Consider the following 25,662-nt stretch of genomic DNA (forward strand, 5'->3'; position numbering starts at 1 on the left):
AGCTTTGTGTGCCAGAGTTGCCCAACCCGCCCCGATCGCCCGTACCCTACGGGCCAGGCCGCACCGCCGGGAGACGGCGGGCAGTTGATGAGCAAGTGGAGCACGGTGGATTCCTGGTGAACCGGACGATCATGCTGCCGGCCTCGCTCGACGAGGCCGTCGAGGCGCTCGCCGCCACTCCTGGCGCGGTGCCGGTGGCCGGTGCCACCGACCTGATGGAAGCGGTCAACGCGGGCCGCCTCCGCCCGGCCGCGCTGATCGGCCTCGGCCGGATCACCGAACTGCGCGGCTGGCGCTACGAGGACGGCGGCACCGCGGTCCTCGGCGCCGGGCTGACCCACGCCCGGATGGACCGCCCGGACTTCGCCGCGCTGATCCCGGCGCTGGCGGACGCCGCCCGGACCGCCGGGCCGCCGCAGATCCGCAACGTCGGCACGCTCGGCGGCAACATCGCCACCGCCGCACCCGCCGGGGACACCCTGCCGGTGCTCGCCGCGCTGGAGGCCACCGTCACGCTGGCCCGGGCCGGCGCCACCCGCGAGGTGCCGGTCAGTCACCTGCTCACCGGCCTGGACCCGGTCCGCCCGGGCGAGTTGCTCACCTGGGTGCGGGTCCCGCTGCTGCACGCCCCGCAGGTCTTCCTGAAGGCCACCGGTCGCAGCGGCCCGTCCCGCGCCACCGCCTCGGTCGCCCTGGTGCTGGACCCGGCCCGGCGGGCCGTCCGGTGCGCCGTCGGTGCCGTCGCCCCCGTACCGCTGCGCCCGCTGGAGGCCGAGTCCTGGGTGGCCGGCTGCATCGACTGGGACGCCCGCGGCGACCAGGCCGCCAGCGCCATCGACCCGGCCGCGGCCGCCGCGTTCGGCGACTACGTGGCCGCCGCCTGCGTGCCCGACGGCATGACGGAGAGCGGCCCCGGGGGGGCGCACGCGGCCGCGCTGAGGCTGCGGCGTACGGTATCCGTGCTGGCCCGCCGGGCACTGGGAAGGGCGCTGAAGTGACGGACGACCTCATGGGCGCCGACGTGCGTCCGACCGCCTCGTACACCCTGCGGGTCAACGGCTTCGAACGGCCGGTCAACGACGCGTGGATCGGCGAGAGCCTGCTCTACGTGCTGCGCGAGCGGCTCGGCCTGGCCGGTGCCAAGGACGGCTGCGAGCAGGGCGAGTGCGGGGCCTGCTCGGTGCAGGTGGACGGCCAGTTGGTGGCCGGCTGCCTGGTGCCCGCCGCGCTCGCCTCGGACAGCGAGATCGCCACCGTCGAGGGCCTGTCGGCCGGCGGCGCGGCCAGCGACGTGCAGCAGGCACTCGCCGACTCCGGTGCCGTGCAGTGCGGTTACTGCACTCCCGGGATGGCGATGGCGGTCCACGACCTGCTCCAGCGCAACCACCGGCCCAGCGAGGTGGAGGCCAGGCAGGCGCTCTGCGGCAACCTCTGTCGCTGCACCGGCTACCAGGGCGTGCTGGCCGCCGTACAGGCCGTCGCCGAGGCGCGTGGGGTGGTCGAGGAGCCCGCCGCCGAGCCGGCCGCCGCCCCGCCGGCCCCGCAGGTCCCGGTGCTGCCCACCCAGTCCGCCGCCGACCTGCCGCTGGCCGGTGAGCACCCGCTGTACGCCGACTCCGAGGTCTGGGTCGAGGCCGAGCCGCAGCCTGCGGCCCGCGAGTACGCGGCCACCACCCCCGTACTACGACCCGGCGCCGTACGACCCGGGCTTCGAAGCCCCGTACGAAACCGGCCGGCACGAGGCGACCCCGGCCCACGGCACCGCCGCGGACGGCCCGGTCGGCACCCCCGCGCACGGCACCCCGTACTACCCGACCCCTGCACACGGCACGCCCTTCGACGGGCCGGTCCACGGCGGTACGGCCCCCGGCGTGCAGCCGGGCTACGACGGCAACACCCCGCCCCACGGCATCCGGCTCCCCGAGGACGATCGCGCATGAGCTCGCCCACCGACCTCACCGCCCCGCTCGCGCCGTCGGCCTCGGCCGAGGAACTGCCGGACGGCGCCGAGCCGTTCGGCCTCGGCAGCTCCGCCCCGCGGACCGACGCGCTGCCCAAGGCGCTCGGCATCTACCCGTACGCCGCCGACCTGTGGGCCGAGGGGCTGCTCTGGGGCGCGGTGCTGCGCTCGCCTTACCCGTACGCCCGGATCGTCTCGATCGACACCAGCGCCGCGCTGGCGGTGCCCGGCGTGCACGCCGTGATCACCGCCGCCGACCTGCCGCCGGGCCCCGAGGGCACGCCGGACGTCGCCCCGGACGGCCGCGGTTCCGCCGACCGGCCGGTGCTGGCCTCCGGCGTGGTCCGCCACCACGGCGAGCCGGTCGCCGCCGTCGCCGCCGACCACCCGGACACCGCCCGGCTGGCCGCCGCCTCGATCGTGGTCGAGTACGAGCCGCTGGAGCCGGTCACCGACCCCGAGCAGTCCTTCAACGCCCCGCCGCTGCACCCCGACGGCAACCTGTTCCGCCACCTGCCGCTGCGCAGCGGCGACCCGGAGGCGGTCGGCGAGGTGATCGTCGAGGGCCTGTACCAGGTCGGCCGGCAGGACCCGGCGCCGATCGGCGCCGAGGCCGGACTGGCCGTCCCGCGCCCCGACGGCGGCGTCGAACTGCACCTCTCCTCCACCGACCCGCACGGCGACCGGGACCGCACCGCGGCCGGTCTCGGCCTGGACCCGGACCGGGTCCGCCTGGTGGTCACCGGCGTGCCCGGCGCCACCGCCGACCGCGAGGACCGTTCGTTCCAGGTCACCCTGGCGCTGCTCGCGCTGCGCACCGGCCGCCCGGTGAAGATGACCCTCACCCGCGAGGAGTCCTTCCAGACCCACACCAGCCGGCACCCCGCGCTGCTGCGCTACCGCCACCACGCCGACGCCGAGGGCCGGTTGGTCAAGGTCGAGGCGCAGATCCTGCTGGACGGCGGGGCCTACGCCGAGGTCTCGGCCGAGGCGCTGGCCGCCGCCGCGGCCTTCTCGGTCGGCCCCTACGTCTGCCCGAACGTCTTCGTCGACGCCTGGGCGGTGCGCACCAACAACCCGCCAGCCGGACGGATGCGGGGCGAGGGCGCACTGCAGACCTGTTTCGCGTACGAGTCCCAACTCGACCAGCTGGCCGTCCAGTTGGGGCTCGACCCGTTGGAGATCCGACGCCGCAACGCGCTCGCCACCGGTGACCTGATGCCGACCGGACAGGCCGTCACCTGCCCCGCCCCGGTCGCCGCACTGCTCGACGCGGTCTCCACCGCACCGCTGCCACCACTCCCGCTGGACGACCCGGACAGCGAGTGGCTGCTGCCTGGCGGCCCGGGCGGCGCCGGTGATCCGGCCGCCGTCCGCCGCGGGATCGGCTACGCGGTCGGCATGGTGCACATGCTCGGCGCGGAGGGCGAGGACGAGGTCTCCACCGCCACCGTCCGGGTCAGCGGCGACCACGCCACCGTGATCTGCGCGGCGGTCGACTCGGGGCAGGGCTTCGCCACCCTGGCCCGGCAGATCGTGCAGTCCGTGCTGGGTGTCTCCGAGGTCTACATCGCCCCCGCCGACAGCGACCAGTCCTCGGCCGGACCGTCCGCTCGGGGTCGGCACACCTGGGTCTCCGGCGGAGCGGTGGAGCGGGCCGCACTGATGGTCCGGCACCAGCTGCTGCAGCCGATCGCGGCCAACTTCGGGATGTCCGTCGAGCTGCTCTCGATCGCCGACGGCAAGATCACCTCGTACGACGGCGTGCTCGGCATGCCGGTCACCGAGGCACTGGAGGGCAAGGAGCTCTGGGCCACCGCCCAGTGCCGGCCGCACCCCACCGAGCCGCTGGACGAGGCCGGGCAGGGCGACGCCTTTGTCTCGATCGCGTTCTGCGCGATGCGGGCGGTGGTCGACGTCGACATCGAGCTCGGCGCCGTCCGGGTGGTCGAGATGACGGTCGCCCAGGACGTCGGGCGGGCTCTGAACCCCCGTCAGATCGAGGACCGGATCGAGGCGGCAGTCGCCCAGGGCGTCGGTCTCGCCCTGCTGGAGGACCTCCGCACCGAGGGCGGCCGCCTGGTCAACCCCTCGCTCACCGGCTACCGGCTCCCCACCGCCCTGGACGCCCCCGAGGTCCGGATCGCCGCCCTGATCGAGGACCGCGACGTGGTCGCGACCTTCGGCGCCAAGGCGGTCAGCGCCGTCCCGGCCGTGGTGGCCCCGGCCGCCGTGGCCGCCGCCGTCCGGGCCGCCACGGGGCTGGCGGTCGGGCGGCTGCCGATCCTGCCCGAGGACGCGACGGTCGGCTGACGTCTTGCTGACGTCCGGCCGGTGGGCGGCTGACGGACCGTCGGACCGTCTGGTTAGGGTGTTCCCCGGTAAAGCTGATTTTTGAGCGGGGAACGGGCGGGGGTCCGAGTGCAGGACATGAACATCACCACCAGCGGGGTACGCAGGGCGGGCGACAGCATGGGGGAGCTGAGCGGCCAGACCAAGAGCCGGCTCTCCGGTGCGCTGGACAGCAGTGAGACCGCGGGTTCGCTGGACGCGGGCTGGTCCTCCGCGGCGACCCTGCGGGAGTGCGCCGGGGACTGGGAGCGCCACATGGTGGTGCTGGCCGACCGGATGCAGCAGCTCTCCGAGCAGCTGCACAGCTCGGCCAACTCGTACGACGCGGCCGACGCCGAGGCGGACGCCCGGATGCGGGCGGCGATGACCGACCTCGGGCGGGTGTGAGCGCCGTGATCACCTTCGCCGATCTGAAGAACGCCCACCCGACGCAGTGGCAGACCGCCGCCGAGGACTGGCTCTCGCTCTCCAAGCACGCGTTGCAGGCCGCCGATGACGTCCGGGGCCAGGGCAGCCGCCCGCTGGCGGAGAACTGGACCGACGCGGTCGGGCAGCAGGCCGCCGCCGACCTGAAGGACATCGCCGACCGGCTGGAGGCCGGCGCGGACATCATGCGCGGCATCACCATGGTGCTGGACGGGCTCGCCTCGTCCATGGAGTACGCCCAGCGCACCCTGCAGCACGCCCTCGAACTCGCCGAGGCCTACCAGATCACGGTGGACGAGAACGGCAACACCTCCACCCAGGGCGAGGGCGTCACCAGCGAGAAGCTCAACAACCTCAACGACGTCTCCGACCTCATCAAGGAGGCGCTGCGCCAGGCCCGCGAGGCCGACGCGCTCGCCGAGCCCGAACTGCGCACCCTGATGGGCAAGACGTACGAGTCGGACCCGTCCAAGGCGCTGGACGAGGCGCAGACCGCCGCCTCGCACACCCAGATGAACATCCTCTCCAGCAGCATCCCCGACGGCACCGACCAGCAGGTGGTCCGGGACTGGTGGGCCGGTCTGACGGTGCAGGAGCAGCGCGAACTGATGCGGGCCGAGCCCGTGAAGCTCGCCAACCTGGACGGCATCCCGGAGGACGTCAAGCTCGACCTGCACGGCCGGGACGGCAAGTACGACCGGGTCAAGCAGGTGCAGTGGGCGCTGGATCACTGGGACGATCAGTCGATCGACAAGCTGGACAACAACTGCACCAACTTCGCCTCGGAGTCGCTGCGGCAGGGCGGCGTCAAGGAGAAGCCGGACAGCGGCTGGGGCCCCGGCTGGTCGGACGACAGCTGGGGACGCGACGACGACGCCGACTCCGGCTGGTACGACGAGCGGATGGACTACTCGAAGAGCTGGGGCGCCGCCGAGAACCTGCAGAACTTCATGCTGGAGAACGGCGGTTACGAGGTCCCGGCCTCCCAGGCGATGCCCGGCGACCTGATCTTCTACGAGCAGTCCGGCGACAACGAGCACATCGAGAAGGGCAACACCCACCACGCCGCCGTGGTCACCGCCGTCACCCCCGACGGCGACGTCAAGTACACCCAGCACACCACCTCCCGACAGAACGTCAGCCTGGACGGGCGGGTTCACGCCACCGAGAAGGCCGAGGGCGAACAGAAGGTCCGCATCGTGCGCGTCTCCCCGAGTTGGTACTGATGACGACGCGTCTTTCCGGTCTCCTCGGTGTGCTGGCGGCCGTGCTGGGTGGCGCGGCCGCGTGGTGGTTCAGCGTCGCGTACGAGGAGCGGCACCGTGCGGTGCTGGCCAGCTGTCTGGACCTGCCGGCCAACACCGGTATGCGGGTGGGGGCTTGGGGTGTGCTCGGCTTCGGGCTGCTGGCGGTGCTGGTGCCGTTGGGGCTGCGCCTGCTGGGACGGGTGCGGCTGGGGGTCCTGGCGGTCCTCGCGATGGTGGCCGGTGTGGCGCTGGTGGGTACGGGCGTCTTCCTGGTCGCCGACACGCTCGACCTGGGGACGGGGCGGCGGCTGTGCTCCGGCGCTGCGCCGCTGAGCTTTGACGCCCGCGCACATCAGAATTCGGAATGAGGTCTCACGACATGCGCACTCGACGACTCGTCGGCACAGTGGCGTTGGCGGTGCTCCCGCTCACGCTCGTCTCCTGTTCAGCCATCAGTGCCGTGACTGGTGACTCCGGCAGTACGGTCAACCTGCCGGTGGAGTCCGAGACCCCGGACACGGGCGCGGCCGCCGGGCCGGTGACCGTGCAGAAGAAGACGCAGACGATTGACGTCTGCACGGTGTTCACCGCCGCGGACATCAACAAGGCCACCAACGACGAGATGGAGGGCATCATCGACCCCGGCAACTACTGCGTCGTCTCCACGAAGCAGTCGATGCTGGCGATCTCGGTGATGGCCGAGCGTTACGACCCTCATCCGGATGGCACCAAGCTTCGGTTCGGTGGCAACCAGGCTTCGCAGAAGCTGACCAAGGCGAGCGGCAAAAGGCTTGATGAGTGCGACATCGTCGTGCAGCTCAACAGCATCAACGAGTTCGGCGACAACGCGCTGAACGTCAACATCGCGAACTACGACAAGGAGTCGCAGCCCGATGTCTGCGGAGTCGCTCGGAAGATCACGCAGATGATCTTCGACAAGATCCCGACGGTGAAGTGACGAATCGAGCCAAGGCGGCTGTGCGGAACACGTGCAGAGGCGTGGGGTCCTGCCCATGTCAGCCGGTCGGGAGATACGATCGGACGGTGCGTGCCTCCAAGGCGCGGACCACGGTCTCCAATTGACGGGGTAACGGGGTAGGGATGACGCTCACCAGGACCATGCGCGCACTGGGTGCCACGACGTTGGCCGCCGGTCTGCTGCTGACCACTGCGCCGTTGGCCTCGGCGGACCAGGTCCGGGATGGGCAGTGGGCCATCCAGACGCTGGAGCTGGCGAAGGCCTGGTCGGTGAGCAAGGGCACCGGCGTCACTGTCGCGGTCATCGACTCAGGGATTGATGTCACCCACCCCGATCTGGCAGGGCAGACACTTCCGGGCTTCGACCCCGGTGGTCAGGGGCGGGAGAAGAGTTCGACCGCCGATCACGGCACCGCGATGGCTGCCATCATCGCGGGGAAGGGCCACGGGAACGGCGAGGGTGCAATCGGAGTGGCACCGGGGGCAAAGATCCTGCCGATCTTCAAGTCCTCCGCCGACAACTCGGACGCGATCCCTGAGGGCATCCGCTGGGCGGTCGACCACGACGCCAAGGTCATCAACATCTCCCAGGGCTCACGGAGTGCGGCGGACAAGGAGGTTGCCGAGGCCGTTGCCTACGCACTCTCGAAAGACGTCCTGATCGTGGCTGGTACGGGGAATGACGGACAGACCCCGATCAGCAGCCCGGCCAACACGCCGGGCGTTCTGGCCGTGGGTGCCGTCGACAAGGGCGGGAAGGTCTGGGCGAAGTCCAACTACGGTCCAGGGGTACTGCTGACCGCGCCGGGAGTGGAAGTCGTCTCTGCCGGGGTCTGTAGCGGGAGCCGGTACTGCATGGCCAACGGGACTTCGGCCGCCACAGCCCATGTATCCGGTGCTGCCGCGTTGCTGCGGGCCAAGTACCCCAACCTATCGGCAGGTCAGATCGCCAACCGGCTGGTCAAGTCGGCGCAGGCACCGGCCTCGGGAGGCGGAAAGCTCCCGGATGAGCGCTACGGCTACGGCATCATCCGCCCGTACGAGGCGCTCACCCAGGACATCCCGGCGGGCCCGGCCCAGGGGCCGCTGGCCAAAACCGCCGCGTCGGACGGTTCGAGTAGTGCGCCCAGCGCTGCTGTTCCGGCACCGGGTGGGGCCGCGTCCGGGGGATCAGCCGCTGAGGAGGTCGAGTCGGATGGATTCTCCTTCGTGGGCAAGGGTCTTGCCATCGCGGGCGGCATCCTACTGGTCCTTGTGCTGCTCTTCATCGGTGTGATCGTGTTGATCGTGCGAGCCGCGAAGCGCCGTCGGGCCGCTGCCTCGGTCCCGCCGGGACCGGCTCCGTACGGATACCCGCAGGCCCAGCCGCCGTACCCGAACCAGCCGTACGGCAGCCAGCCTCCGCCGCCGGGTCAGCCCCCGTACGGCAACCAGCCGCCGCAGCAGCCGCCGTACCCGAATCCTTACGGTTCCGGTCAGAACCAGTGACGCTGAGGGTGTGTCAGCACCCTCTGCTTAAGCGATACGATCGAACGCCTTGACCGGATGACAGCAACCGGTCGGACGAGGCGACTTCAGCACCCGCCAGAGCCAGACGGGGAAGCATCGACACTCCAGGGGGAGGAGCCGAATGTCGGACGGATACCAGGTCAACACCGACGAACTGGAGGCGGTAGTCAGACGACTGCGCGCCCTCCAGCAGAACCTCGGTCAGACCGCGAACAGCAGCAAGTACAACACCGTGGTCGGACCGAACGACTTCGGGGGCAGCGGTTTCAAGGAAGCGGAGACGCTCCGCTCCGCGCACGGGAACATGCAGACCTTCCTCAGCACCACCATCGCCAACCTGAACCAGCTGATCAACGACTTCGGTGACAAGACCCATCAGGTCAACCAGAACTACCGGGGCGTCGACGAAGACCAGAAGTCCGCCATGGACTCCCAGCGGAAGGGGAACTGACATGGCGAGGTCCTACTTCGAGGGTCAATCCCTGATCCCGCTCCAGCGGATGTTGAACGTGTCCAACCCTGGTCGGCTGAAGGAGGTGGCCGACCACTGGAAGAACGTCGACGCCGAACTACGGGCCGCTGCAGAGGACTTGCAGAAGGCGGTCGAGCACGCCACGCAGACCTGGCAGGGCACTGCCTCGCAGAGTTTCGTCACTGCGGCCACTCGCATCCAGACCAGCATGACCAACACGGCCTCGTATGCGGTACGGACCTCCACTGCCATGAACTACGCCGGGCAGGCGCTGGAGCAGAGCAAGGGGGTCATGGAGGACATCGATGTCCCCAGCCGGTTCGAGAGTGGCGTGAAGTTGGTCGGCGACCTCGGACAGCGCTCCGACGCGCAGTTCAAGGCGGACCTGGCAGGCGGCATGGATCGGGCCACTGCTGTCAACAAGAACTATGACGAACTGTCGGCCACCGAGATCGCTCATCAGCGGGCGATCGTGGTGATGGAGCACCTGGCGCCGCAGTACGACTCGGCAGTCGAGTTCCTGGGGAAGCCGCCGATTGACGACATCAGTGACCCCAGCAAGCCCTACCCGCCGACTCCGGTCGAGCCGCCGCCGGTTACGCCGCCCAAGCCGCAGCCGAAGATCGCGCCGCCGGTCGGCCCGTCCGGCCCCGACAACAGCGACCCCAAGTCGCCGACGCCCCCCAAGCACCTGCCCGGCCCGGGCGACGACGGCAGGCCCGTCGTGCCGCCGACGCCGTGGACTCCGCCGGTGCCCGGTGGGACCGGGGAGGGCAAGCTGCCGGGCTGGGTGCCCGGTACCGGGATCGATGGTGGGGTGCATGTGCCGACGCCGGGGACGACGTTGCCCCGGCCCGGGATTGATCTTCCGGGTGGTGGCGGCATCGGGACCGGTGGCGGCGGCGGTGGTGGCGGTGGCGGCATCGGCGGGGGCTTCCCCGGTGGTGTCGGCGGGCTGCCTGGCGGTGGCGGTCGTGGTGGCGGTATCGGGACCGGCGGTGGCCGTGGCGGCGGTCTGGCCGGTGGCGGTGCGGGTTCCGGTGCGGGTGGCCGGGCCGGTGGCGCGGGTGCCGGGGCCGGTGCTGGTGCGGCTGGCGGCGCTGCGGGTCAGGGCCGTGGTGGTACGCCCGGTATGGGTGGAATGCCCGGTGGTGGTGCGGCCGGCGGCGGCAAGGCCGGTGGCGGTAAGCCGAGCCTGGTCCGGCGTGAGGGCGGTGCGGTCGGCGGTGCGAAGGCGGGCGGCGCGAGCGGCCGGGCCTTCACCCAGGGCGGTTCCGGTCTCGGCCAGGGTGGCCAGGCCCGTGGTGGTGCGCCGGGTGCGGGCGGTATGCCCGGGGCCGGTGCCGGCGGGAAGAAGAAGGACAAGAACGGCAACCGTCCCGACTACCTGGTCGAGGACGAGGACACCTGGCGTTCCGGCGGCAAGGCCAACCCGCCGGTGATCGAGTAGCGGGTGGTCCGGTCGGACTGACGGCCCGGCCACGGGGGAGACCCCGTGGCCGGGCCGTTCGCTTTGTGGGGGCGGGGACAGGGCCGAGAGAATGCCGAAAAAGAATGCGCCGAATTCCCCCCGCGCAGGGGAATTCGACGCATCCGGCAAAGAGGCCATGACGGGAATCGAACCCGTGTAAACCGCTTTGCAGGCGGTTCCCTAAACCACTCGGGCACACGGCCGTGAAGGTGGAACAGAAGGTGAGGCAGAAGGTGTGACGTCAGGTCAGGGACCGCCGTCGGCAAGGGAGGAGAACGTCAGCGACAGGACCGACAACACGAAGCGGCACAGGTGAGGGGCATCGAGATCGCCACCGTCTCCCTGCTCATGGCCTGCTCCTGTCGTCGTGGCCCGGATCGACCGGGCGCGCTGTTCGTGAATTCATAGTGCCCGAATGCGCGGGCCCGCGTCAATATCCGTATATGAATTCCGTGTGTCGGCCGTGCTAGCCTCGATGGCAGGCGAGTTGATCGCCCCGGACGAGCGCGTCGTACCCGGTCTGACAAGACGGCGCAGTAGTGAACTGACACCTACTGCGAGGGAGTGCTCGTCATGGCCTGGGTTGTTCTGATCATCGCCGGTGTGCTGGAGACGGTGTGGGCGGTTGCCCTGGAGGCGTCCAAGGGGTTCTCGCGGCTGGTGCCGAGCGTGGTGTTCGGGGTCGCGCTGGTGCTCAGCATGGGCGGGCTGGCGTACGCGATGAAGTCGATCCCGCTCGGCACGGGGTACGCGATCTGGGTCGGGATCGGTGCGATCGGTACGGCGCTATATGGCATGGCAGTCATGGGGGACGCGGTGACGGCGGCCCGGATCACCTGTCTGGTGCTGATCCTCGGCGGAGTGGTCGGGCTCAAGGTTCTGCACTGACCCAACAGGGGCGGTCCTAGGTCCAGGGGCTGAGCGGGCCTGGGTCGCAGGTCAGGAGTAAAAGGCGGCCACGGCACTTACGATGGCACTCATGACCACAGCCTCCCCCACCTCGGTCGACGCCGTCAGCCCGGAAGACCCGCTCCCGGAAGAGGAGAGCGGCGGCGTGCTGAGCGGCCCGTACCGCGCGCTCACCCTCGGGATCGTCTCGGTCGTCCTGCTGCTCGCCTTCGAGGCGACGGCGGTGAACACCGCGATGCCGGAGGCGGCCAGGCAGCTGCACGGGCTCGGGCTGTACGCCTTCGCCTTCTCGGGGTACTTCACCACGACGCTGTTCGCGCTGGTGGTCTCGGGGCAGTGGTCGGACCGGCGGGGGCCGATGGGGCCGCTGTTCACCGGGATCGCCGTGTTCGGGGTGGGCCTGGTGGTGGCCGGTGCGGCGGCGAACATGTGGATGTTCGTGGCGGGCCGGGCGGTGCAGGGGCTCGGGGGCGGGCTGGTGATCGTGGCGTTGTACGTGGTGGTCGGGCGGGCCTTTCCGGAGCGGCTGCGGCCGGCCGTGTTCGCGGCCTTCTCGGCGGCCTGGGTGCTGCCCTCGATCCTCGGGCCGCTGATCTCGGGTGCGGTGACCCAGCACCTGGGCTGGCGCTGGGTGTTCCTGGCGGTGCCGGTGCTGATCCTGCTGCCGCTGGCGGTGATGGGCCCGGCCCTGCGGCGGGCCGAGCGGGCCCAGCCGCAGCAGCAGGGCGCGGAGTTCGACCTGCGGCGGACCGGTCTTGCGGCGATGGCCGCGGTCGGTGCGGCGCTGTTGCAGTACGCGGGACAGCGCCGCGACCTGCTGGGGCTGATCCCGGCGGTGGCGGGGGTGGCGCTGCTGGCGCCGGCCGTGCTGCGGCTGCTGCCGGCCGGGGCGCTGCGGGCGGCCAGGGGGCTCCCGACGGTGATCGTGCTGCGTGGGGTGGCGGCGGGGGCGTTCTTCACGGCCGAGCTGTTCATCCCGCTGATGATGGTCACTCAGCGGCACCTGTCGCTGACCATGGCGGGGCTGACCCTGACCAGTGGCGGGCTGTCCTGGGCGCTGGGCTCCTGGCTGCAGGGGCGGCCGGCGGCGGACCGGCACCGAGAGGCGCTGATCCGGCTGGGATTCGTGCTGACGGCGGTGTCGATCGCGGGGGCGGCGCTGGTGCTGATACCGGCGGTGCCGGTCTGGGTGACGGCGGTGGCCTGGGCGGTCGGCGGGGTCGGGATGGGGCTGGCGGTGGCCAGTATCAGCGTGCTGATGATGAAGCTCTCGGCGCCGGAGGAGGCGGGGGTCAACTCGGCCTCGCTCCAGCTCAGTGACGCGCTCGGGAACGTGGCGCTGGCCGGTCTGGCGGGCGTGCTGTTCGCCGCGCTCGGCGGCGGCTCCCTGACGGTGGCGGACTCGGCGGCGGGCGCGGCAGGCGCGGCGGATGCGGCGGGAGTGCCGGTCGCGCCGTTCGCGGTGATCTTCGCGGTGATGACGGGTGTGGCCCTGCTGGGTGCCGCCCTCACCAGCCGGGTGAAGACGGTCTGACGCACCGACAGCGCGGCCGGACCGGACAGGGCCGCGCTGTCGACGGGAGGTGGGCGGTGGGTCAGCCCGCCGCCGGGCTCACGGCCGCCGCCGGGGTGCCGAGGAAGGTCTCCCAGCCGCCGGTCGGTGCCTGGCCCGGGTTGAGGGTCTGCAGCTTGCGGAGCACCGCCGGGTCCTGCACCTCCAGCCACTCGACCAGCTGACGGAACGACACCAGCCGGACCTCGGGCTTGCCCGCGATGGTCTTGATGGTCTGCTCGACGGCGTCCATGTAGATGCCGCCGTTCCACTGCTCGAAGTGGTTGCCGATGTAGAGCGGTGCCCGGTTGGAGTTGTACGCCCGCTCGAAGCCGGCCAGGTACGACCCGGCGGCCTGGGTGCGCCAGGCGTCGTACGAACCCGCGCTGCCCTTGGTGTTGTTGCCGGACTGGTTGTACATGATGTTGTAGTCCATCGAGAGCACCTGGAAGCTGTGCCCGGGGAACGGGACGGACTGCAGCGGCATGTCCCAGAGCGCCCCGCCCTGGAACTTCTGCGGCCAGACCTGGGTGCCGCCGGGGCCGCTGCTGTCGTACTTCCAGTTCCGCTTGACCGCGGTCGGCAGCAGGCCGCGCTGGCCTTCCAGGCAGGGGGTGCGGCCGCCGATCAGCTCCTTGCGGTAGTCGAAGGGCAGTGCGGGCAGGTCGGTGAAGCCGGTGTTGGTCTTCCAGCTCATCACGAAGGACATCGCCTGCTCGATCTCGCTGTCCCACTCCTCGGGCGACCACCGGCCGCCGCCGTTGGCGCCGCAGAAGTGGCCGTTGAAGTGGGTGCCGATCTCGTGGCCCTCCAGCCAGGAGGCGCCGATCTGCTCGATGGTGTCGTGGATGTGCTGGTCCGTCAGGTAGCCGATGTCGCTCGCGCCGACCCGGTGCTGCGGCGGGTGGTAGAGGTCCTTCTTGGCCTCCGGCAGGGTGTAGATGCCGGACAGGAAGAAGGTCATCGAGGCGTTGTTGTCCTTGGCCAGCTGCCGGAACCGGGTGAACAGGCGGTTGTCCAGCTCGCCCGCGCCGTCCCAGGAGAAGACCACGAACTGCGGCGGCCGCTCGCCGGGCTTGAGCTGCTCGGGCGTGGGCTGGTGGGGCTGCGGGCCGGTGTCCGAGGTGGAGCCGTCACCGATCACGATGGCCGGGGGCTTGGCCGGGACGCTGGCGTGGGCTCCCGGGCTGCCGACGGCGGGCGGGGCGGCGGCGGCCTGCTCGCCGTCGCTGCCGGTCGAACTGGCGCAGCCGGCCGCCAGTGTGGCGGCGGTGGCGGCCCCGGCGGCCAGCAGTGTGCGGCGGGAGAGTGCGTCCATGGTCACGTCCGTTCCTGGAGGCCGTGCGGGGTGACTTGAGCCGAGGCCCTCGGGAGTCGGCCGATGAATAGTCCGATAAGTGCACGGATGTGGCTAATGGGCCACAGCCTGCCACGGCGGGCGCCGTCCGCCGGGTAAGGCGGGGCGGTGGCGGGGGTGATCCTCAGGGCGCGAGGACGACGCTCGCCCGTTCGGAGTACCCGGCTGGCGACCGTCCCTGACCCGGCGTCAGATGGGAGCCCGGGACTCACGGAGGCAGATCCGTCCATGTGGCAGTCGGTGCTCGATGCCTACCACGAGCGGATCGTCGACACCGGTCGGCAGCCGCTCTTCCTGCTGCTGCTCGGACTGATCGGCTCCTTCCTGTTCATCCGGTTCAGTGTCCGGATGATCCGCCGCGGCACCTCCTGGTGGCCGGGCAACGTGACGCCCGGCGGCCTGCACATCCATCACGTGGTGTTCGGCCAGGGGCTGATGGTGATCTGCGGCGTCGGCGCCGTCGCGGTCCGGGGCGACGGCGGGGCGCTGCGCGAGGTGCTGGCGATCGGGTTCGGGATCGGCTGCGGACTGGTGCTGGACGAGTTCGCGCTGGTGCTGCACCTGGAGGACGTGTACTGGAGCGAACAGGGCCGGACCTCGGTGGACGCGGTGATCCTGACCGTCTCGCTGATCGGGCTGCTGCTGATCGGCGAGGTGCCGCTGGGCGGCTTCGTCGGCGGGGTGACCGGCAGTCAGCTGCTGGGTGCAGGCCTGCTGCTGGTGCCGGTGCTGGTCTGTCTGCTCAAGGGCAAGCTCTGGACCGGGCTGCTGGGCGTGATGCTGGCGCCGCTGGCGGTCGTCGGGATGCTCCGGCTGGCCAGGCCGCGCAGCCCGTGGGCCCGCTGGCGCTACCACGCCCGGCCCCGGCGGCTGGCCAGGGCGGAACGCCGGGAGGAGCGGATCCACCGGCGGCTGGTGGCGGCGAAGACCTCGGTGTACGACGTGCTGGCCGGTGCCCCCGACCCGAGCCCGCACCCGGAGCCGGTGCCTGAGCCCCCGTCACCCCGGCCGGTGGAGGCCCCGCCGGTGGCGCTGCCGCGCTGGCGCGGCCGGTGCGCCACCGGGGCCGAGTGGTACCTGCGGGTCGCGGCGGCGCTCAACCTGCTGGCCGGGCTGATCGCGCCGTTCCGCGATCAGGTGCACCGGGCCAACAGCGGTGAGTTCTTCACCCCGGTGCTGATGACCGCGGGCTTCACCGCGGCGCTGTTCGCCGCGCTGCTCGCGGTGATGCTGCGCCGCCGCAAGCGGGCCGCCTGGGTGGTGGCCACCACGGTGGTGGCGCTGTACGCGGTGCTGTTCTCGGTCGCTCTCGCGGCGCTGCCGGAGGACCGCGTGCACCCCTTCAACTGGGTCTCGGCCGGGCTGACCCTGGCCGTGCTGGTGGCCCTGCTGCTCGGCCGCCCGGCCTTCCGGGCCCGGGGCGAGCCGGGCAACCTGCCGCTCGCGCTGGCCTTCCTGGTCTGCGGCGGCGGGCTGCTCACCGCCCTGGGCGCCGTCCTGCTCCGGGTGGCCGACCAGGGCAGTTCACCGGGCTGGGGCGAGAGCGCGACCTACGTGGCGCTCCGGCTGGTCACCCTCTCCGGCATCGGCGAGTACGCCGATCTGGCGGTGCCCGGCTGGTTCGACCTGCTGCTGAACGTGCTGGGTGCGGCGCTGCTGCTGGTCACCGTCCGGCTGCTGTTCCGCTCCCCGCGCGGGCTGGTCAGGCTGGAGCCCGAGGACGAGGAGCGGTTGCGCGCGCTGCTGGCCCGGCACGGCGAGCGGGACTCGCTCGGCTATCTGGCGCTCCGTCGGGACCGGGCGGTCTGCTGGTCGCCGTCGGGCAAGGCGGCGGTGCTGCACCGGGTGGTCAACGGCGTCACCTTCGCCACCGGCGATCCGATCGGCGACCCGGAGGCCTGGCCGCAGGCGATCGAGGTCTGGCGGCAGCAGGCCAGGCAGTACGCCTGGATCCCGGCGGTGCTGGGCGCGGGGGAGCGGGCCGGGACGGCGTACCAGCGGTCGGGGCTGCGGGCGCTGGAGTTCGGCGACGAGGCGGTGGTCGAGGCGGTGGGCTTCGAGCCGTCGGCGGAGCTGCGAGAGGTCTGGGAGCGGGTCACCGCGGCCGGGTACCGGGTGCTGCTGCGCCGTCACCGGGACGTCCCGGCGGCCGAGTCGGCCGAGCTGGTCCGGCTCGCCGACGCCTGGCGGCACGGGCGGGGCGATCGCGGCCTCACCATGACGCTGGGACGGCTCGGCGACCCGGCGGACGGCGACTGCCTGCTGGCCGAGTGCCGGGACGAGTACGGCCGGGTCTGCGCGCTGGTCAACCTGGTGCCGTGGGGCGGCGACGGCCTGACCCTCGACCTGGTCCGCCGGGACCGCGAGTCCGACGACGGGCTGGTCGACTTCCTGCTCACCGAACTGCTGTTGCGGGCCGGGGAGTTCGGGGTGGTCAGGGTCTCACTGAACTTCGCGATGTTCCGCCACGTCTTCGAGCGCGGCGCACGGGTCGGCGCCGGGCCCGTCCTCCGGCTGGCCAGGGCGGTGCTGAACTCGCTGGCCCGCTGGTGGCGGCTGGAGGAGCGCTACCGGGCGAACGCCAGGTACGGCCCGCACTGGGTGCCGAGGTTCCTGCTGTACGAGAAGTCCGCCGAGCTGCCCGCGATCGTGCTGGCCGGCGTGAGCACCCAGGGGCTGCTGTCCAGGCGCCGACTGCCGGGCGGTGCGGTCACTCGTTCGGGGCAGGTCATGGCCGGCGTCGGTGCTGACCCATCGTCAGGGCGTTGACCTGCGGTCATGTTCCTTGCAGCGGTCGCCGCGAGGGCGCGGTCGCCGCGCGGTGCGGCGCCGGCGGCGGTTGACTGGCACGGATCAGGGTCGGACGGACGAGGGGAGTCGGGAGTGACCGGGCAGGTCTCCAGGAGCCCGTGGCCGGGCTCGCTCGCTGCGGGTGGTGCCCTGCTGGTCGGGGCCTGGCTGCTGGCAGGCGGCGGGCACGGCGGCCCGCTCGGTCCGGACGGCAGCCAGGCGATGGACGACGCCACCACGGCGGCCCTGCTGGTGCCGCCCAGGCCGTACGCGGTGCCGACCCGGATCAGGATCCCGGCGCTCGGGGTGGACGCCCCGGTGGCCGCGCTCGGGCTGGATGTCGGCGGCCGGCTGGAGACTCCGGCGGAGCACGACCGCAACCTCACGGGCTGGTACCGGGACGGTGTCACCCCGGGCCAGCGCGGTACCGCGATCATGGCCGGGCACGTCGACATCGCGTCCGGGCCCGCGGTCTTCTACGGTCTCGGCACCCTGCACAAGGGCGACCAGGTGGAGGTGGACGGCGCAGACAAGGGCACCGGGTACTTCACCGTGGACGGCGTGGAGAGCTTCGCCAAGACGGACTTCCCCGACACCCGGGTGTACGGCCAGCGGGCCGACTCCCAGCTGCGGCTGATCACCTGCGGCGGCGGGTTCTCGGCGGCGCACGGCTGGGACGCCAACGTGGTGGTCTTCGCCCACCTGGTGCGGAGCGTCACCTGATGGGCCGTCACGCCGAGCTGGCCGGTTGGAACCCGCTGGACTGGTCGCTGACCACCGGGGTGATCCCGTACCTGGTGCTGGCGGTCGGCTGGGCCGCGCTGCTCGTGCTGGCGTACTCCAGGAGCCGGCACTGGTGGAGCAGGCGGCTGGTGTGCGCCGTGGTGCTGGCCGCCGCGCTCACCGTGCTGCTGCGGTTCGTGGTGGACGACTGGTGGGTGCCGTTCCCCGACGGACTGCCCAGGCCGACCCTGTTCTGGATCGGGATGGCGGTGCTCGGGCTCTGCCTGGCCGCGCTGCGGATGCCGCCGCTGCCCTGGCGCGGGCGAGGGGTGGCGGTGCTGGGGGCCGCGCTGGTGGTGCTGATGGCCTCCTCGCAGATCAACCGACAGTTCGACGAGTACCCCACCCTGCGGGTGATGCTGGAGCCGTGGCTCGGCAAGACCGACGCGCTGACCACCGGTCAGGTCACGCCGTTGCACGTACCGGAGGGCAAGACGCTCGCCGAGGTCTGGCACGCCCCCGCCGGGCTGCCCGCCAAGGGCACCGTTTCGACCACCCCGATCCCCGGCGTCAAGTCCGGCTTCAGCACCCCGGACGCGTACGTCTACCTGCCGCCCGCCTACCAGGCGAACCCCCGGCCGCTGCTGCCGGTACTGGTGCTGCTGACCGGCCAGCCCGGCACCCCGGCGCAGTGGGTCGGCACCGGAGAGATGCCGCAGCAGATGGACGCCTTCGCCGCCGCGCACCAGGGCCTGGCCCCGATCGTGGTGGCGATCGGCCAGAACGGCTCGGAGTGGGGCAACTCGCTCTGCATGAACTCGAAGATCGCCCAGGCCCAGACCTATCTGGCCCAGGACGTGCCGGACTGGGCGCACACCCATCTGCAGACCGCCACCGGCCGGAAGTCCACCGCGATCGGCGGGCTGTCCCAGGGCGGCACCTGTTCACTGCAGCTGGCCGTGAACGCCCCGGAGGTCTACGGCATCTTCCTGGACATCTCCGGACAGGACGAGCCCACCCTGGGTACCCGTCAGGAGACCGTGCAGCAGGCGTTCGGCGGGGACGAGGCGGCCTTCGACGCGGTCGACCCGTTGCACGTGATGGCCCGGAAGAGGTTCCCCGACACCGCTGCGGCCTTCGTGGTCGGCGCCGGTGACGGCGAGTTCGGGCCGCAGCAGCAGAAGGTCTACCAGGCCGCGCTGGCGGCCGGGATGCAGGCCCACTTCCAGACCGTCCCCGGCGGCCACGACTGGAACACCTTCCGGGCCGGACTGGGCGTCAACATCCCTTGGCTGGCACAGCAGGCGGGACTGATCCGATGACCGAAACCCTCCCGGTGGCCGAGGCCGCCCCGATCGCCCCCGAGCCCGAGCGCGGCTGGCACCGCTGGCTGCGGCTTCTCGGCCTGCTGGCCGGGCGGCTGCGCACCGCGCCGCTCACGGTGGCCCTGTTCGCCGCGCTCTGGGTGGTCGGCGCGGCCACCGGCAGCCTCGGTGACGGGCCGGGGCAGTCGCTGCTCGAACAGGTCGGGGTCGGCATCCCGACCCTGACGGACGGTCACTGGTGGACCGTGGTCAGTTCGCTGTTCTGGTGTCCGGGCATCGGCGCTTACGTGTCCACCAGCCTGCTGCTGCTGGTGCTCGGCCCGGTCGCCGAGCAGCGGCTCGGGACTCCGCTGACCGCCGGGGTGCTGATCGGCTGTCAGGTGCTCGGCACGCTGCTCGGCACCGGTCTGGTCCGGCTCGGGGTGGCGGCCGACCTGGACTGGCTGAACTCGATCCAGGACCAGATCGCCGTCGGCCCCGGCGTCGGCCTGCTCGGCCTGGCGGCGGTGCTCAGCTACCGGCTGACCGCACTCTGGCGGCGCCGGGTGCGGCTGCTGGTGGTGCTGGTGCCCCTGGTGGCGATGCTCTACATCGGCCATCTGGAGAGCGTTCAGCGGTTCGCGGGTGTGCTGGTCGGCCTGCTGCTGGGCGCGCTGCTGCACCACCGCAGGCCGGCTCTGCCACGGGGGATCTCGCACACCGAGGCCCGGGTGCTGGTCGCGCTCTGCCTGCTGGCCACCGCGCTCGGCCCGCTGGTCGCCTCGCTCTACCAGGACGCGATCGGGCCTTTCAACACCATGAGCGAGCTGTACTTCTCGCACGTGCCCTCGGCCGAGGAGGTCACCGAGGCCTGCGAGGAGTCGGCCAAGGCCTGCGCCCGTGCACACTCCACCCAGCGGTTCTTCGACTCGCCCGGGCGGCTGATGGCGGCCCTGGTGCCCGCCCTGCTGGTGGTGCTGGCCGAGGGCCTGCGCCGGGGGCTGCGGGCGGCCTGGTGGATCACCGCCTGCACCGAACTGCTCTGGACCGGGGTGCTGGCCTGGGTGCTGGTGGACAACTACGACGACTTCGCCGACAGCGGCGGCGCCGGCTACCTGTTCCAGCTGATGGGTGAGGCGATGCTGCTGCCGGTGGCGATGCTGGTGCTGCTGCTGATCACCCGTCAGCGCTTCGACCAGCGGCTGCCAGGACGGGACCTGCGCCGGCTGGCGCTGGTGATCGGCTCCGCCCTGGTGCTGAGCTGCGGGGCGTACGTCGGGATCGGTTGGCTGGTCCGGGACCAGTACGAGCCGGACGCCACCCTCGGCGGGCTGTTCGCCGGGCTGCCCTCGGAGCTGCTGCCGCCCGCCTACAACGACCTGGTGCCGGACTACCCGATCGCGGTCGGCGGCACCGCGCAGGCACTCGAGATCTGGTGCGGGGTGCTGTTCTGGGCGGTCGCCCTGGTCGCGCTGCTGCTGGCGTTCCGCCGTCCGGTGGTGCACGTGGACGCCGAGGACGCGGCCCGGGCCAGGGAGCTGCTGACCCGGTACGGCGGCTCGACGCTCTCCTTCATCTCCACCTGGGACGGCAACCACTACTGGTTCGACGAGCGGGGCGAGGCAGCCGTCCCGTACCGGGTGCTCGCCACCGTGGCGCTGACCACCGGCGACCCGTTCGGCGAACCGGCCGCCCGGCGGCGGGCGGTGGCCGGGTTCGCCGAGTACTGCGACGAGCGCGGCTGGACGCCGTGCTTCTACTCGGTCACCGCCGACACCCGGCAGGCCGCCGAGCAGCTCGGCTGGCGCTCGCTCCAGGTCGCCGAGGACACCGTGGTGCCGCTGCCCGACCTGGCCTTCACGGGTAAGAAGTGGCAGGACATCAGGACCTCGCTGAACAAGGCCGGCAAGCAGGGCATCACCGCCGAGTGGTGGAGCTGGCAGGACGCCCCGATCGCGATCCGGGACCAGATCCGCTCGATCTCGGAGGAGTGGGTCTCCGACAAGGGCCTGCCCGAGATGGGCTTCACCCTCGGCGGCCTGGCGGAGCTGGCCGACCCGGCGGTCCGGGTGCTGGTCGCGGTGGACGCCGACCGCACCGTCCACGGGCTGACCAGCTGGATGCCGGTCTACCGGGACGGCGCCCCGGTGGGCTGGACGCTGGACTTCATGCGGCGCCGCTCGGAGGGCTTCCGGGGTGTGATGGAGTTCCTGATCGCCTCCGCCGCGCTCGGCTTCAAGGAGGAGGGTGCCGAGTTCCTCAGCCTCTCCGGCGCACCGCTGGCCCGGGCCGAACGCGGCGCCGAACTGAGCACGCTGGACCGCACCATGGACTGGCTGGGCCGGAGCATGGAGCCGGTCTACGGCTTCCGCTCGCTGCTCGCCTTCAAGGCCAAGTTCCAGCCCGAGTACCGGCCGATGTACATGGTCTACCCGGACCCGGCCGCGCTGGGCAGCATCAGCCGGGCGATCGGCAAGGCGTACCTGCCGCATCTGACGCCCGCCCAGGGAGTCCGGCTGATGCGCAAGCTGTCCGGCTGACGTCCCCCTCAGCCGAGCAGCTCGGCCAGCGCCTGGTCCGCGTCCAGGAAGGTGTGCTCCTCGCCCTCGGCCACCGCGAGGTAGCTGCGCCAGAGGAAGCGGCGCAGCTCGGGTGCGTCGAACTGGAGCAGCGCGACGCCCTCGGGGGCCCGCAGCTCGACCATGGCCCGCCGGCCGAGCGCGGGGCGGATGTGCACGTCGCCGTCGCCGGTCGGCAGGTCGAGACCGGCCGCCAGCAGCTGACGGGCGAACACCCACTCGATCTCGGGCGGCTGCGGGGTGTCCGGCAGCTCGGGTTCGGTGTCCAGCGAGTACTCGGCCGGGAAGCCCATCCGCACCGCCAGCGGGTCGTCGGACCGGTACCGCAGCGTGACGCGGAGCAGGGCGGAGCGGTGGGTGCTGACGATGAGCCGGGCCTGGGCGACCTGCTCGACTACGGCGGCGGACATGGGTTCCTCCCGATCGGGCGTGGGCCCGGTTGTTTGGGCCCACACCAGTGAGAGCCGGGGGACCCGTGGGGTCTTACGTCACTTCTGCCACCAAATGACGTGATCCACGTCACACTGCCCGTGATCCTTCCGTCGAAACCGGTCGGTAGACCCGGGCTTCGGCGGGAGTACGCCGTGCACCTCCGGGCGGTCCTGCGGATCTCGTGTCGGGCGGTCGGCCGGGGCGGGTGCCGGTAGGCTAGGCGGGTTGTCCGACCGCTGTCCGACTGCGGGGCGGGCCTGCCGCACAGGCCCTGACCTGCGATGATCCCCCTTCGGAGACCGTGAGTACTGCCGCTTCCTCCGCCATGGCCCCGCTGTTCTCGGATGCCGACCCGCATGCGCCGGTCCGCGCTGTCGGCGCGGGCTCCCACCACCTGTCCCCGGCCTTCCCGAGCCGCGCCGCGTACGGCACGGCGGGCAAGCTCCGGGCCTGGCAGCAGGGTGCGCTGGACACGTACGTCGAGAAGCAGCCGCGGGACTTCCTCGCGGTCGCCACCCCCGGCGCCGGTAAGACCACCTTCGCGCTCACCCTGGCCTCGTACCTGCTGCACAACCACCTGGTGCAGCAGATCACCGTGGTCGCCCCGACCGAGCACCTGAAGAAGCAGTGGGCCGAGGCCGCCGCCCGGATAGGGATCAAGCTCGACCCGGCCTACTCCTCGGGGCCGCTGTCGAAGGAGTACCACGGCATCGTGGTCACCTACGCGGGCGTCGGGGTCAACCCGATGCTGCACCGCAACCGCACCGAGGCGCGGAAGACCCTGGTGGTGATGGACGAGATCCACCACGCCGGTGACTCCAAGTCCTGGGGCGAGGCCTGCTTCGAGGCCTTCGAGCCGGCCACCCGGCGACTCGCGCTGACCGGTACGCCGTTCCGCTCGGACACCAACCCGATCCCGTTCGTCCAGTACGCGCAGGACACCGACGGGCTGCGGAAGTCGGTCGCCGACTACACCTACGGCTACGGGCACGCGCTGGCGGACCACGTGGTCCGCCCGGTGATCTTCCTCTCGTACAGCGGCAACATGCGCTGGCGGACCAAGTCCGGCGACGAGCTGGAGGCCCGGCTCGGCGAACCGATGACCAAGGACCTGATCGCGCAGGCCTGGCGGACCGCGCTGGCCCCGCAGGGCGAGTGGATCCCGAGCGTGCTGCAGGCCGCCGACAAGCGGCTCACCGAGGTCCGCAAGGCGATCCCGGACGCCGGCGGCCTGGTGATCGCCACCGACCAGAACGTGGCCCGCGCCTACGCCAAGATCCTGCGCGAGATCAGCGGCGAGAAGGCCACCGTGGTGCTCTCCGACGAGAACGAGTCGTCCCAGCGGATCTCCGACTACGCGGCGGGGGACTCCCGCTGGATGGTCGCGGTCCGGATGGTGTCCGAGGGCGTCGACGTGCCCCGGCTCTGCGTCGGGGTGTACGCCACCTCGATCTCCACCCCGCTGTTCTTCGCCCAGGCGGTCGGCCGTTTCGTCCGGGCCCGCAAGCGCGGCGAGACCGCCTCGGTCTTCCTGCCCACGGTGCCCACCCTGCTCGGCTTCGCCAACGAGATGGAGCTGCAGCGCGACCACGTGCTGGACCGGCCGAAGAAGGAGGGTGACGGTCTCTTCGACGAGGAGGACCGGCTGCTCGCCGAGGCCGAGCGGGCCAACGACGGCCCGGACGGCGGCGGGGACGAGTTCAGCTACGAGGCGATCGGCTCCGACGCGGTCTTCGACCGGGTGCTCTACAACTCCATGGAGTTCGGGATGCAGGCGCACCCGGGCAGCGAGGAGGAGGACGACTACCTCGGTATCCCGGGTCTGCTGGAGCCGGACCAGGTGCAGATGCTGCTGCAGAAACGTCAGACCCGGCAGATCCAGCGCTCCAAGGGCAAGCCGGCCGACGAGGCCGACCTGCTGGAACTCCCGGCCGAGCAGCGCCCGGTGGTGACCCATCAGGAGCTGCGCGAGCTGCGCAAGGAGCTGAACGGGCTGGTCGCCGCCTGGCACCACCGGACCAACCAGCCGCACGGCACCATCCACAACGAGCTGCGCCGGCAGTGCGGCGGGCCCCTCACGGCCCAGGCGACGGCCAACCAGCTGAAGGCCAGGATCGCCAAGGTCCGCGAGTGGGCCAACTGATCGGTCCCGGCCGGCCGGAGCGAGTCAGCGGGTCCGGCGGTTCGGTGGCGCCCTCTCGGTGCGGTCCGTACCGGGTGGGGGCTCGGCCGGCTGGTGCGCCGGATGCGCGGCGGCAGACCCGGGCTGTCCCGTCGGGAGGTCGAGGTACTCCAGCTGTTGGCGGAGGGTCTGTCGAATCGTCAGATATCGGCCCGGCTATTCATCGGTGAAGCGACGGCGAAAAGCCATCTCACCAATATCTACGCAAAAACTCGGAGTGGAGAGCCGGGTCGCGGCGGTCGCGGCGGCCCTCAGGGACGGGCTGCTCCAGGCGCTCTGACGGTCCGTTGTGGAAATGTTATGACAATGTCGTTTCCTGGTCAGATTTTACCGAGACATGGGATGCGCGGGTCCGCTAGCGTTCCGGATGCCAGGTCGCACGGCGAGATTCCTACGCGATCCTTCGGCGTTCCCATTGATTTGACGCGGCCTCACCATGCCATTTTCCGGGCGGGCCGCCATGAAGGAGAAGACCCACAGTGGCCAACACCGCCAACCCCGAGCTGTCCGACAAGTCGAAGGTCGTCGCCGGCATTCTCCAGATCTTCCTCGGCGGCTTCGGCGCCGGCCGTTTCTACACCGGTCACACCGGTATGGCCCTCGCCCAGCTCTTCACCTGCGGTGGCCTCGGGATCTGGGCGCTGATCGACGGCATCATCTTCCTGACCAGCAACGACCGCACCGACGCCCAGGGCCGCAAGCTCGCCGGCTGACGATGCCCCAGGTACGCCGTCGGCGTCCCGACCCCCGGTCCGGTGAGTTCACCCGGGCCGGGGGTTCCGGTATGCCCGGGGCCGGTCGGCTGAGCACGGCCGCCCGGCTGCGCACCGCCGCCCTGCCGCTGGCTCTGCCGGCTGCCGGGGCGCTGGGCGCCTGGTACCTCTGGTCGCGCGATCCGCACCTGTCCGGGCAGCTGCTGCCGTTCTGCCCGTGGCGCCGGCTGACCGGCCTGTCCTGCCCCGGCTGCGGCGGCACCAGGATGGCGTACGACCTGCTGCACGGTGACCTCGCCGCCGCCTGGGCGGACAACGCGGCGCTGCTGCTCACCCTCCCGCTGCTCGCGGTGCTCTACGGGAACTGGCTCCGGCACGGACTGGCCGGACGGCGCTTCCGGGTCCGGCTCGGCACGCGCGGGACGGCCGCCGTACTGACCGCCGCAGTGCTCTGGACGGTCGGCCGAAACCTCTGGTGACTGTCCGGACTCCGGACTCTGTTCGAACAGATGGGCGGAAAAGGCCCGGTTAAATGGCCCTGTTGTCCGGATTTGCGTTCCGTTCGATAACAGATCTTGCCCGAATTTTGGACAGACCCTTCCGCAGCGTGCCCCTCCTTCACTACTTTCTCCACACGCTCTCTCGAACGCCCCACCCCAACCCGAGACGGGCACCGCAGGGCTGTCCGTTCGTCGACGACGCCGAC

At 71.6% G+C, this 25,662-nt stretch carries 20 protein-coding genes, 1 tRNA gene, 2 pseudogenes and 1 riboswitch; of the genes and pseudogenes, 20 read left to right on the forward strand and 3 right to left on the reverse strand.

Going from position 1 to position 25,662, the window contains the following annotated elements; all coding sequences use genetic code 11:
- Positions 1–131 precede the first annotated feature (131 nt).
- From ASC99_RS28870 to ASC99_RS41810, 10 genes and pseudogenes are all read left to right on the forward strand, one after another.
- Complete coding sequence (locus ASC99_RS28870; RefSeq protein WP_057237808.1) at positions 132–998, forward strand: xanthine dehydrogenase family protein subunit M; 867 nt, start codon at positions 132–134, stop codon at positions 996–998.
- A gap of 11 nt (positions 999–1,009) precedes the next feature.
- Positions 1,010–1,462: pseudogene (locus tag ASC99_RS41395) on the forward strand ((2Fe-2S)-binding protein); the annotation flags it as partial.
- A 474-nt stretch (positions 1,463–1,936) separates the two neighbouring features.
- Entirely contained in the window at positions 1,937–4,273 is a 2,337-nt protein-coding gene (locus ASC99_RS28875; protein ID WP_057237810.1) for a xanthine dehydrogenase family protein molybdopterin-binding subunit, read from the forward strand.
- A gap of 117 nt (positions 4,274–4,390) precedes the next feature.
- Positions 4,391–4,699, forward strand: a complete 309-nt coding sequence (locus tag ASC99_RS28880; RefSeq protein ID WP_057237518.1) for a type VII secretion target — start codon at positions 4,391–4,393, stop codon at positions 4,697–4,699.
- Positions 4,696–5,964: an amidase domain-containing protein gene (locus ASC99_RS28885; RefSeq protein ID WP_057237520.1), complete on the forward strand. Its 1,269-nt coding sequence runs from the start codon at positions 4,696–4,698 to the stop codon at positions 5,962–5,964. The genes ASC99_RS28880 and ASC99_RS28885 overlap by 4 nt, the downstream gene beginning before the upstream one ends.
- Positions 5,964–6,353: a hypothetical protein gene (locus tag ASC99_RS28890; RefSeq protein ID WP_057237522.1), complete on the forward strand. Its 390-nt coding sequence runs from the start codon at positions 5,964–5,966 to the stop codon at positions 6,351–6,353. The genes ASC99_RS28885 and ASC99_RS28890 overlap by 1 nt, the downstream gene beginning before the upstream one ends.
- A gap of 11 nt (positions 6,354–6,364) precedes the next feature.
- Complete coding sequence (locus ASC99_RS28895; RefSeq protein ID WP_057240859.1) at positions 6,365–6,943, forward strand: hypothetical protein; 579 nt, start codon at positions 6,365–6,367, stop codon at positions 6,941–6,943.
- A gap of 143 nt (positions 6,944–7,086) precedes the next feature.
- Positions 7,087–8,451 (forward strand): type VII secretion-associated serine protease mycosin, encoded by a 1,365-nt coding sequence (mycP, locus tag ASC99_RS28900; protein WP_057237526.1) that lies wholly within the window; start codon positions 7,087–7,089, stop codon positions 8,449–8,451.
- 142 nt (positions 8,452–8,593) lie between these two features.
- Positions 8,594–8,923 (forward strand): hypothetical protein, encoded by a 330-nt coding sequence (locus tag ASC99_RS28905; RefSeq protein ID WP_057237528.1) that lies wholly within the window; start codon positions 8,594–8,596, stop codon positions 8,921–8,923.
- A 1-nt stretch (position 8,924) separates the two neighbouring features.
- Positions 8,925–10,394, forward strand: coding sequence for a WXG100 family type VII secretion target (locus ASC99_RS41810; RefSeq protein WP_057237530.1), 1,470 nt, complete (start codon positions 8,925–8,927; stop codon positions 10,392–10,394).
- A 152-nt stretch (positions 10,395–10,546) separates the two neighbouring features.
- Here the strand turns inward: ASC99_RS41810 and ASC99_RS28915 are convergent.
- A tRNA-Cys gene (locus tag ASC99_RS28915) sits at positions 10,547–10,618 on the reverse strand.
- A gap of 274 nt (positions 10,619–10,892) precedes the next feature.
- Positions 10,893–10,953: riboswitch (guanidine-III (ykkC-III) riboswitch) on the forward strand.
- Between the two features lie 35 nt (positions 10,954–10,988).
- Between ASC99_RS28915 and ASC99_RS28920 the strand changes: the two genes are divergently transcribed.
- Both ASC99_RS28920 and ASC99_RS28925 read left to right on the forward strand, forming a co-directional pair.
- Entirely contained in the window at positions 10,989–11,303 is a 315-nt protein-coding gene (locus ASC99_RS28920) for a multidrug efflux SMR transporter (protein WP_057237532.1), read from the forward strand.
- Between the two features lie 91 nt (positions 11,304–11,394).
- Entirely contained in the window at positions 11,395–12,858 is a 1,464-nt protein-coding gene (locus tag ASC99_RS28925; RefSeq protein WP_057237534.1) for an MFS transporter, read from the forward strand.
- A gap of 61 nt (positions 12,859–12,919) precedes the next feature.
- On the opposite strand, the gene ASC99_RS28930 is transcribed toward ASC99_RS28925, so the two are convergent.
- The gene (locus tag ASC99_RS28930; protein ID WP_057237536.1) at positions 12,920–14,194 is read right to left on the reverse strand and encodes a hypothetical protein; all 1,275 of its coding nucleotides are present in this window, start codon (positions 14,192–14,194) and stop codon (positions 12,920–12,922) included.
- 267 nt (positions 14,195–14,461) lie between these two features.
- Between ASC99_RS28930 and ASC99_RS28935 the strand changes: the two genes are divergently transcribed.
- The 4 genes from ASC99_RS28935 to ASC99_RS28950 all read left to right on the forward strand — a co-directional run bounded on the left by ASC99_RS28935 (position 14,462) and on the right by ASC99_RS28950 (position 21,590).
- Positions 14,462–17,002: a phosphatidylglycerol lysyltransferase domain-containing protein gene (locus ASC99_RS28935; protein WP_063857226.1), complete on the forward strand. Its 2,541-nt coding sequence runs from the start codon at positions 14,462–14,464 to the stop codon at positions 17,000–17,002.
- Between the two features lie 114 nt (positions 17,003–17,116).
- Positions 17,117–17,746: a class F sortase gene (locus ASC99_RS28940; protein ID WP_057237538.1), complete on the forward strand. Its 630-nt coding sequence runs from the start codon at positions 17,117–17,119 to the stop codon at positions 17,744–17,746.
- Complete coding sequence (locus tag ASC99_RS28945; protein WP_057237540.1) at positions 17,746–19,068, forward strand: esterase family protein; 1,323 nt, start codon at positions 17,746–17,748, stop codon at positions 19,066–19,068. Before ASC99_RS28940 ends, ASC99_RS28945 begins: the two co-directional genes overlap by 1 nt.
- Positions 19,065–21,590, forward strand: coding sequence for a bifunctional lysylphosphatidylglycerol flippase/synthetase MprF (locus ASC99_RS28950; protein WP_082598722.1), 2,526 nt, complete (start codon positions 19,065–19,067; stop codon positions 21,588–21,590). Before ASC99_RS28945 ends, ASC99_RS28950 begins: the two co-directional genes overlap by 4 nt.
- 8 nt (positions 21,591–21,598) lie before the next feature.
- On the opposite strand, the gene ASC99_RS28955 is transcribed toward ASC99_RS28950, so the two are convergent.
- Positions 21,599–22,039, reverse strand: a complete 441-nt coding sequence (locus ASC99_RS28955) for an SsgA family sporulation/cell division regulator (protein ID WP_057237542.1) — start codon at positions 22,037–22,039, stop codon at positions 21,599–21,601.
- Positions 22,040–22,386: 347 nt separating this feature from the next.
- Here ASC99_RS28955 and ASC99_RS28960 point away from each other — a divergent pair, with 347 nt between their 5' ends.
- The 4 genes and pseudogenes from ASC99_RS28960 (at position 22,387) to ASC99_RS28970 (ending at position 25,435) form a co-directional block, all read left to right on the forward strand.
- Positions 22,387–24,204: a DEAD/DEAH box helicase gene (locus tag ASC99_RS28960; RefSeq protein WP_057237544.1), complete on the forward strand. Its 1,818-nt coding sequence runs from the start codon at positions 22,387–22,389 to the stop codon at positions 24,202–24,204.
- Between the two features lie 102 nt (positions 24,205–24,306).
- A pseudogene (locus ASC99_RS42365) lies at positions 24,307–24,393 on the forward strand (LuxR C-terminal-related transcriptional regulator); the annotation flags it as partial.
- Between the two features lie 329 nt (positions 24,394–24,722).
- Positions 24,723–24,956: a TM2 domain-containing protein gene (locus ASC99_RS28965; RefSeq protein ID WP_057237545.1), complete on the forward strand. Its 234-nt coding sequence runs from the start codon at positions 24,723–24,725 to the stop codon at positions 24,954–24,956.
- 71 nt (positions 24,957–25,027) lie between these two features.
- On the forward strand, positions 25,028–25,435 hold the full coding sequence (locus ASC99_RS28970; RefSeq protein WP_057237547.1) for a DUF2752 domain-containing protein: 408 nt from the start codon (positions 25,028–25,030) through the stop codon (positions 25,433–25,435).
- Positions 25,436–25,662: the final 227 nt, after the last annotated feature.

The organism is Kitasatospora sp. Root107 (genome assembly GCF_001424875.1).
Lineage (GTDB): Bacteria > Actinomycetota > Actinomycetes > Streptomycetales > Streptomycetaceae > Kitasatospora.

Bases quoted from the DNA above. Each gene is read 5' to 3' on its own strand.
- ASC99_RS28935 (WP_063857226.1), top strand. From the start codon at position 14,462: ATGTGGCAGTCGGTGCTCGATGCCTACCACGAGCGGATCGTCGACACC.
- ASC99_RS28970 (WP_057237547.1), top strand. From the start codon at position 25,028: ATGCCCGGGGCCGGTCGGCTGAGCACGGCCGCCCGGCTGCGCACCGCC.
- ASC99_RS28880 (WP_057237518.1), top strand. From the start codon at position 4,391: ATGAACATCACCACCAGCGGGGTACGCAGGGCGGGCGACAGCATGGGG.
- ASC99_RS28930 (WP_057237536.1), bottom strand. From the start codon at position 14,194: ATGGACGCACTCTCCCGCCGCACACTGCTGGCCGCCGGGGCCGCCACC.
- ASC99_RS28905 (WP_057237528.1), top strand. From the start codon at position 8,594: ATGTCGGACGGATACCAGGTCAACACCGACGAACTGGAGGCGGTAGTC.
- mycP (WP_057237526.1), top strand. From the start codon at position 7,087: ATGACGCTCACCAGGACCATGCGCGCACTGGGTGCCACGACGTTGGCC.
- ASC99_RS28945 (WP_057237540.1), top strand. From the start codon at position 17,746: ATGGGCCGTCACGCCGAGCTGGCCGGTTGGAACCCGCTGGACTGGTCG.
- ASC99_RS28870 (WP_057237808.1), top strand. From the start codon at position 132: ATGCTGCCGGCCTCGCTCGACGAGGCCGTCGAGGCGCTCGCCGCCACT.
- ASC99_RS28890 (WP_057237522.1), top strand. From the start codon at position 5,964: ATGACGACGCGTCTTTCCGGTCTCCTCGGTGTGCTGGCGGCCGTGCTG.
- ASC99_RS28895 (WP_057240859.1), top strand. From the start codon at position 6,365: ATGCGCACTCGACGACTCGTCGGCACAGTGGCGTTGGCGGTGCTCCCG.
- ASC99_RS28950 (WP_082598722.1), top strand. From the start codon at position 19,065: ATGACCGAAACCCTCCCGGTGGCCGAGGCCGCCCCGATCGCCCCCGAG.
- ASC99_RS41810 (WP_057237530.1), top strand. From the start codon at position 8,925: ATGGCGAGGTCCTACTTCGAGGGTCAATCCCTGATCCCGCTCCAGCGG.
- ASC99_RS28955 (WP_057237542.1), bottom strand. From the start codon at position 22,039: ATGTCCGCCGCCGTAGTCGAGCAGGTCGCCCAGGCCCGGCTCATCGTC.
- ASC99_RS28875 (WP_057237810.1), top strand. From the start codon at position 1,937: ATGAGCTCGCCCACCGACCTCACCGCCCCGCTCGCGCCGTCGGCCTCG.
- ASC99_RS28960 (WP_057237544.1), top strand. From the start codon at position 22,387: ATGGCCCCGCTGTTCTCGGATGCCGACCCGCATGCGCCGGTCCGCGCT.
- ASC99_RS28920 (WP_057237532.1), top strand. From the start codon at position 10,989: ATGGCCTGGGTTGTTCTGATCATCGCCGGTGTGCTGGAGACGGTGTGG.
- ASC99_RS28925 (WP_057237534.1), top strand. From the start codon at position 11,395: ATGACCACAGCCTCCCCCACCTCGGTCGACGCCGTCAGCCCGGAAGAC.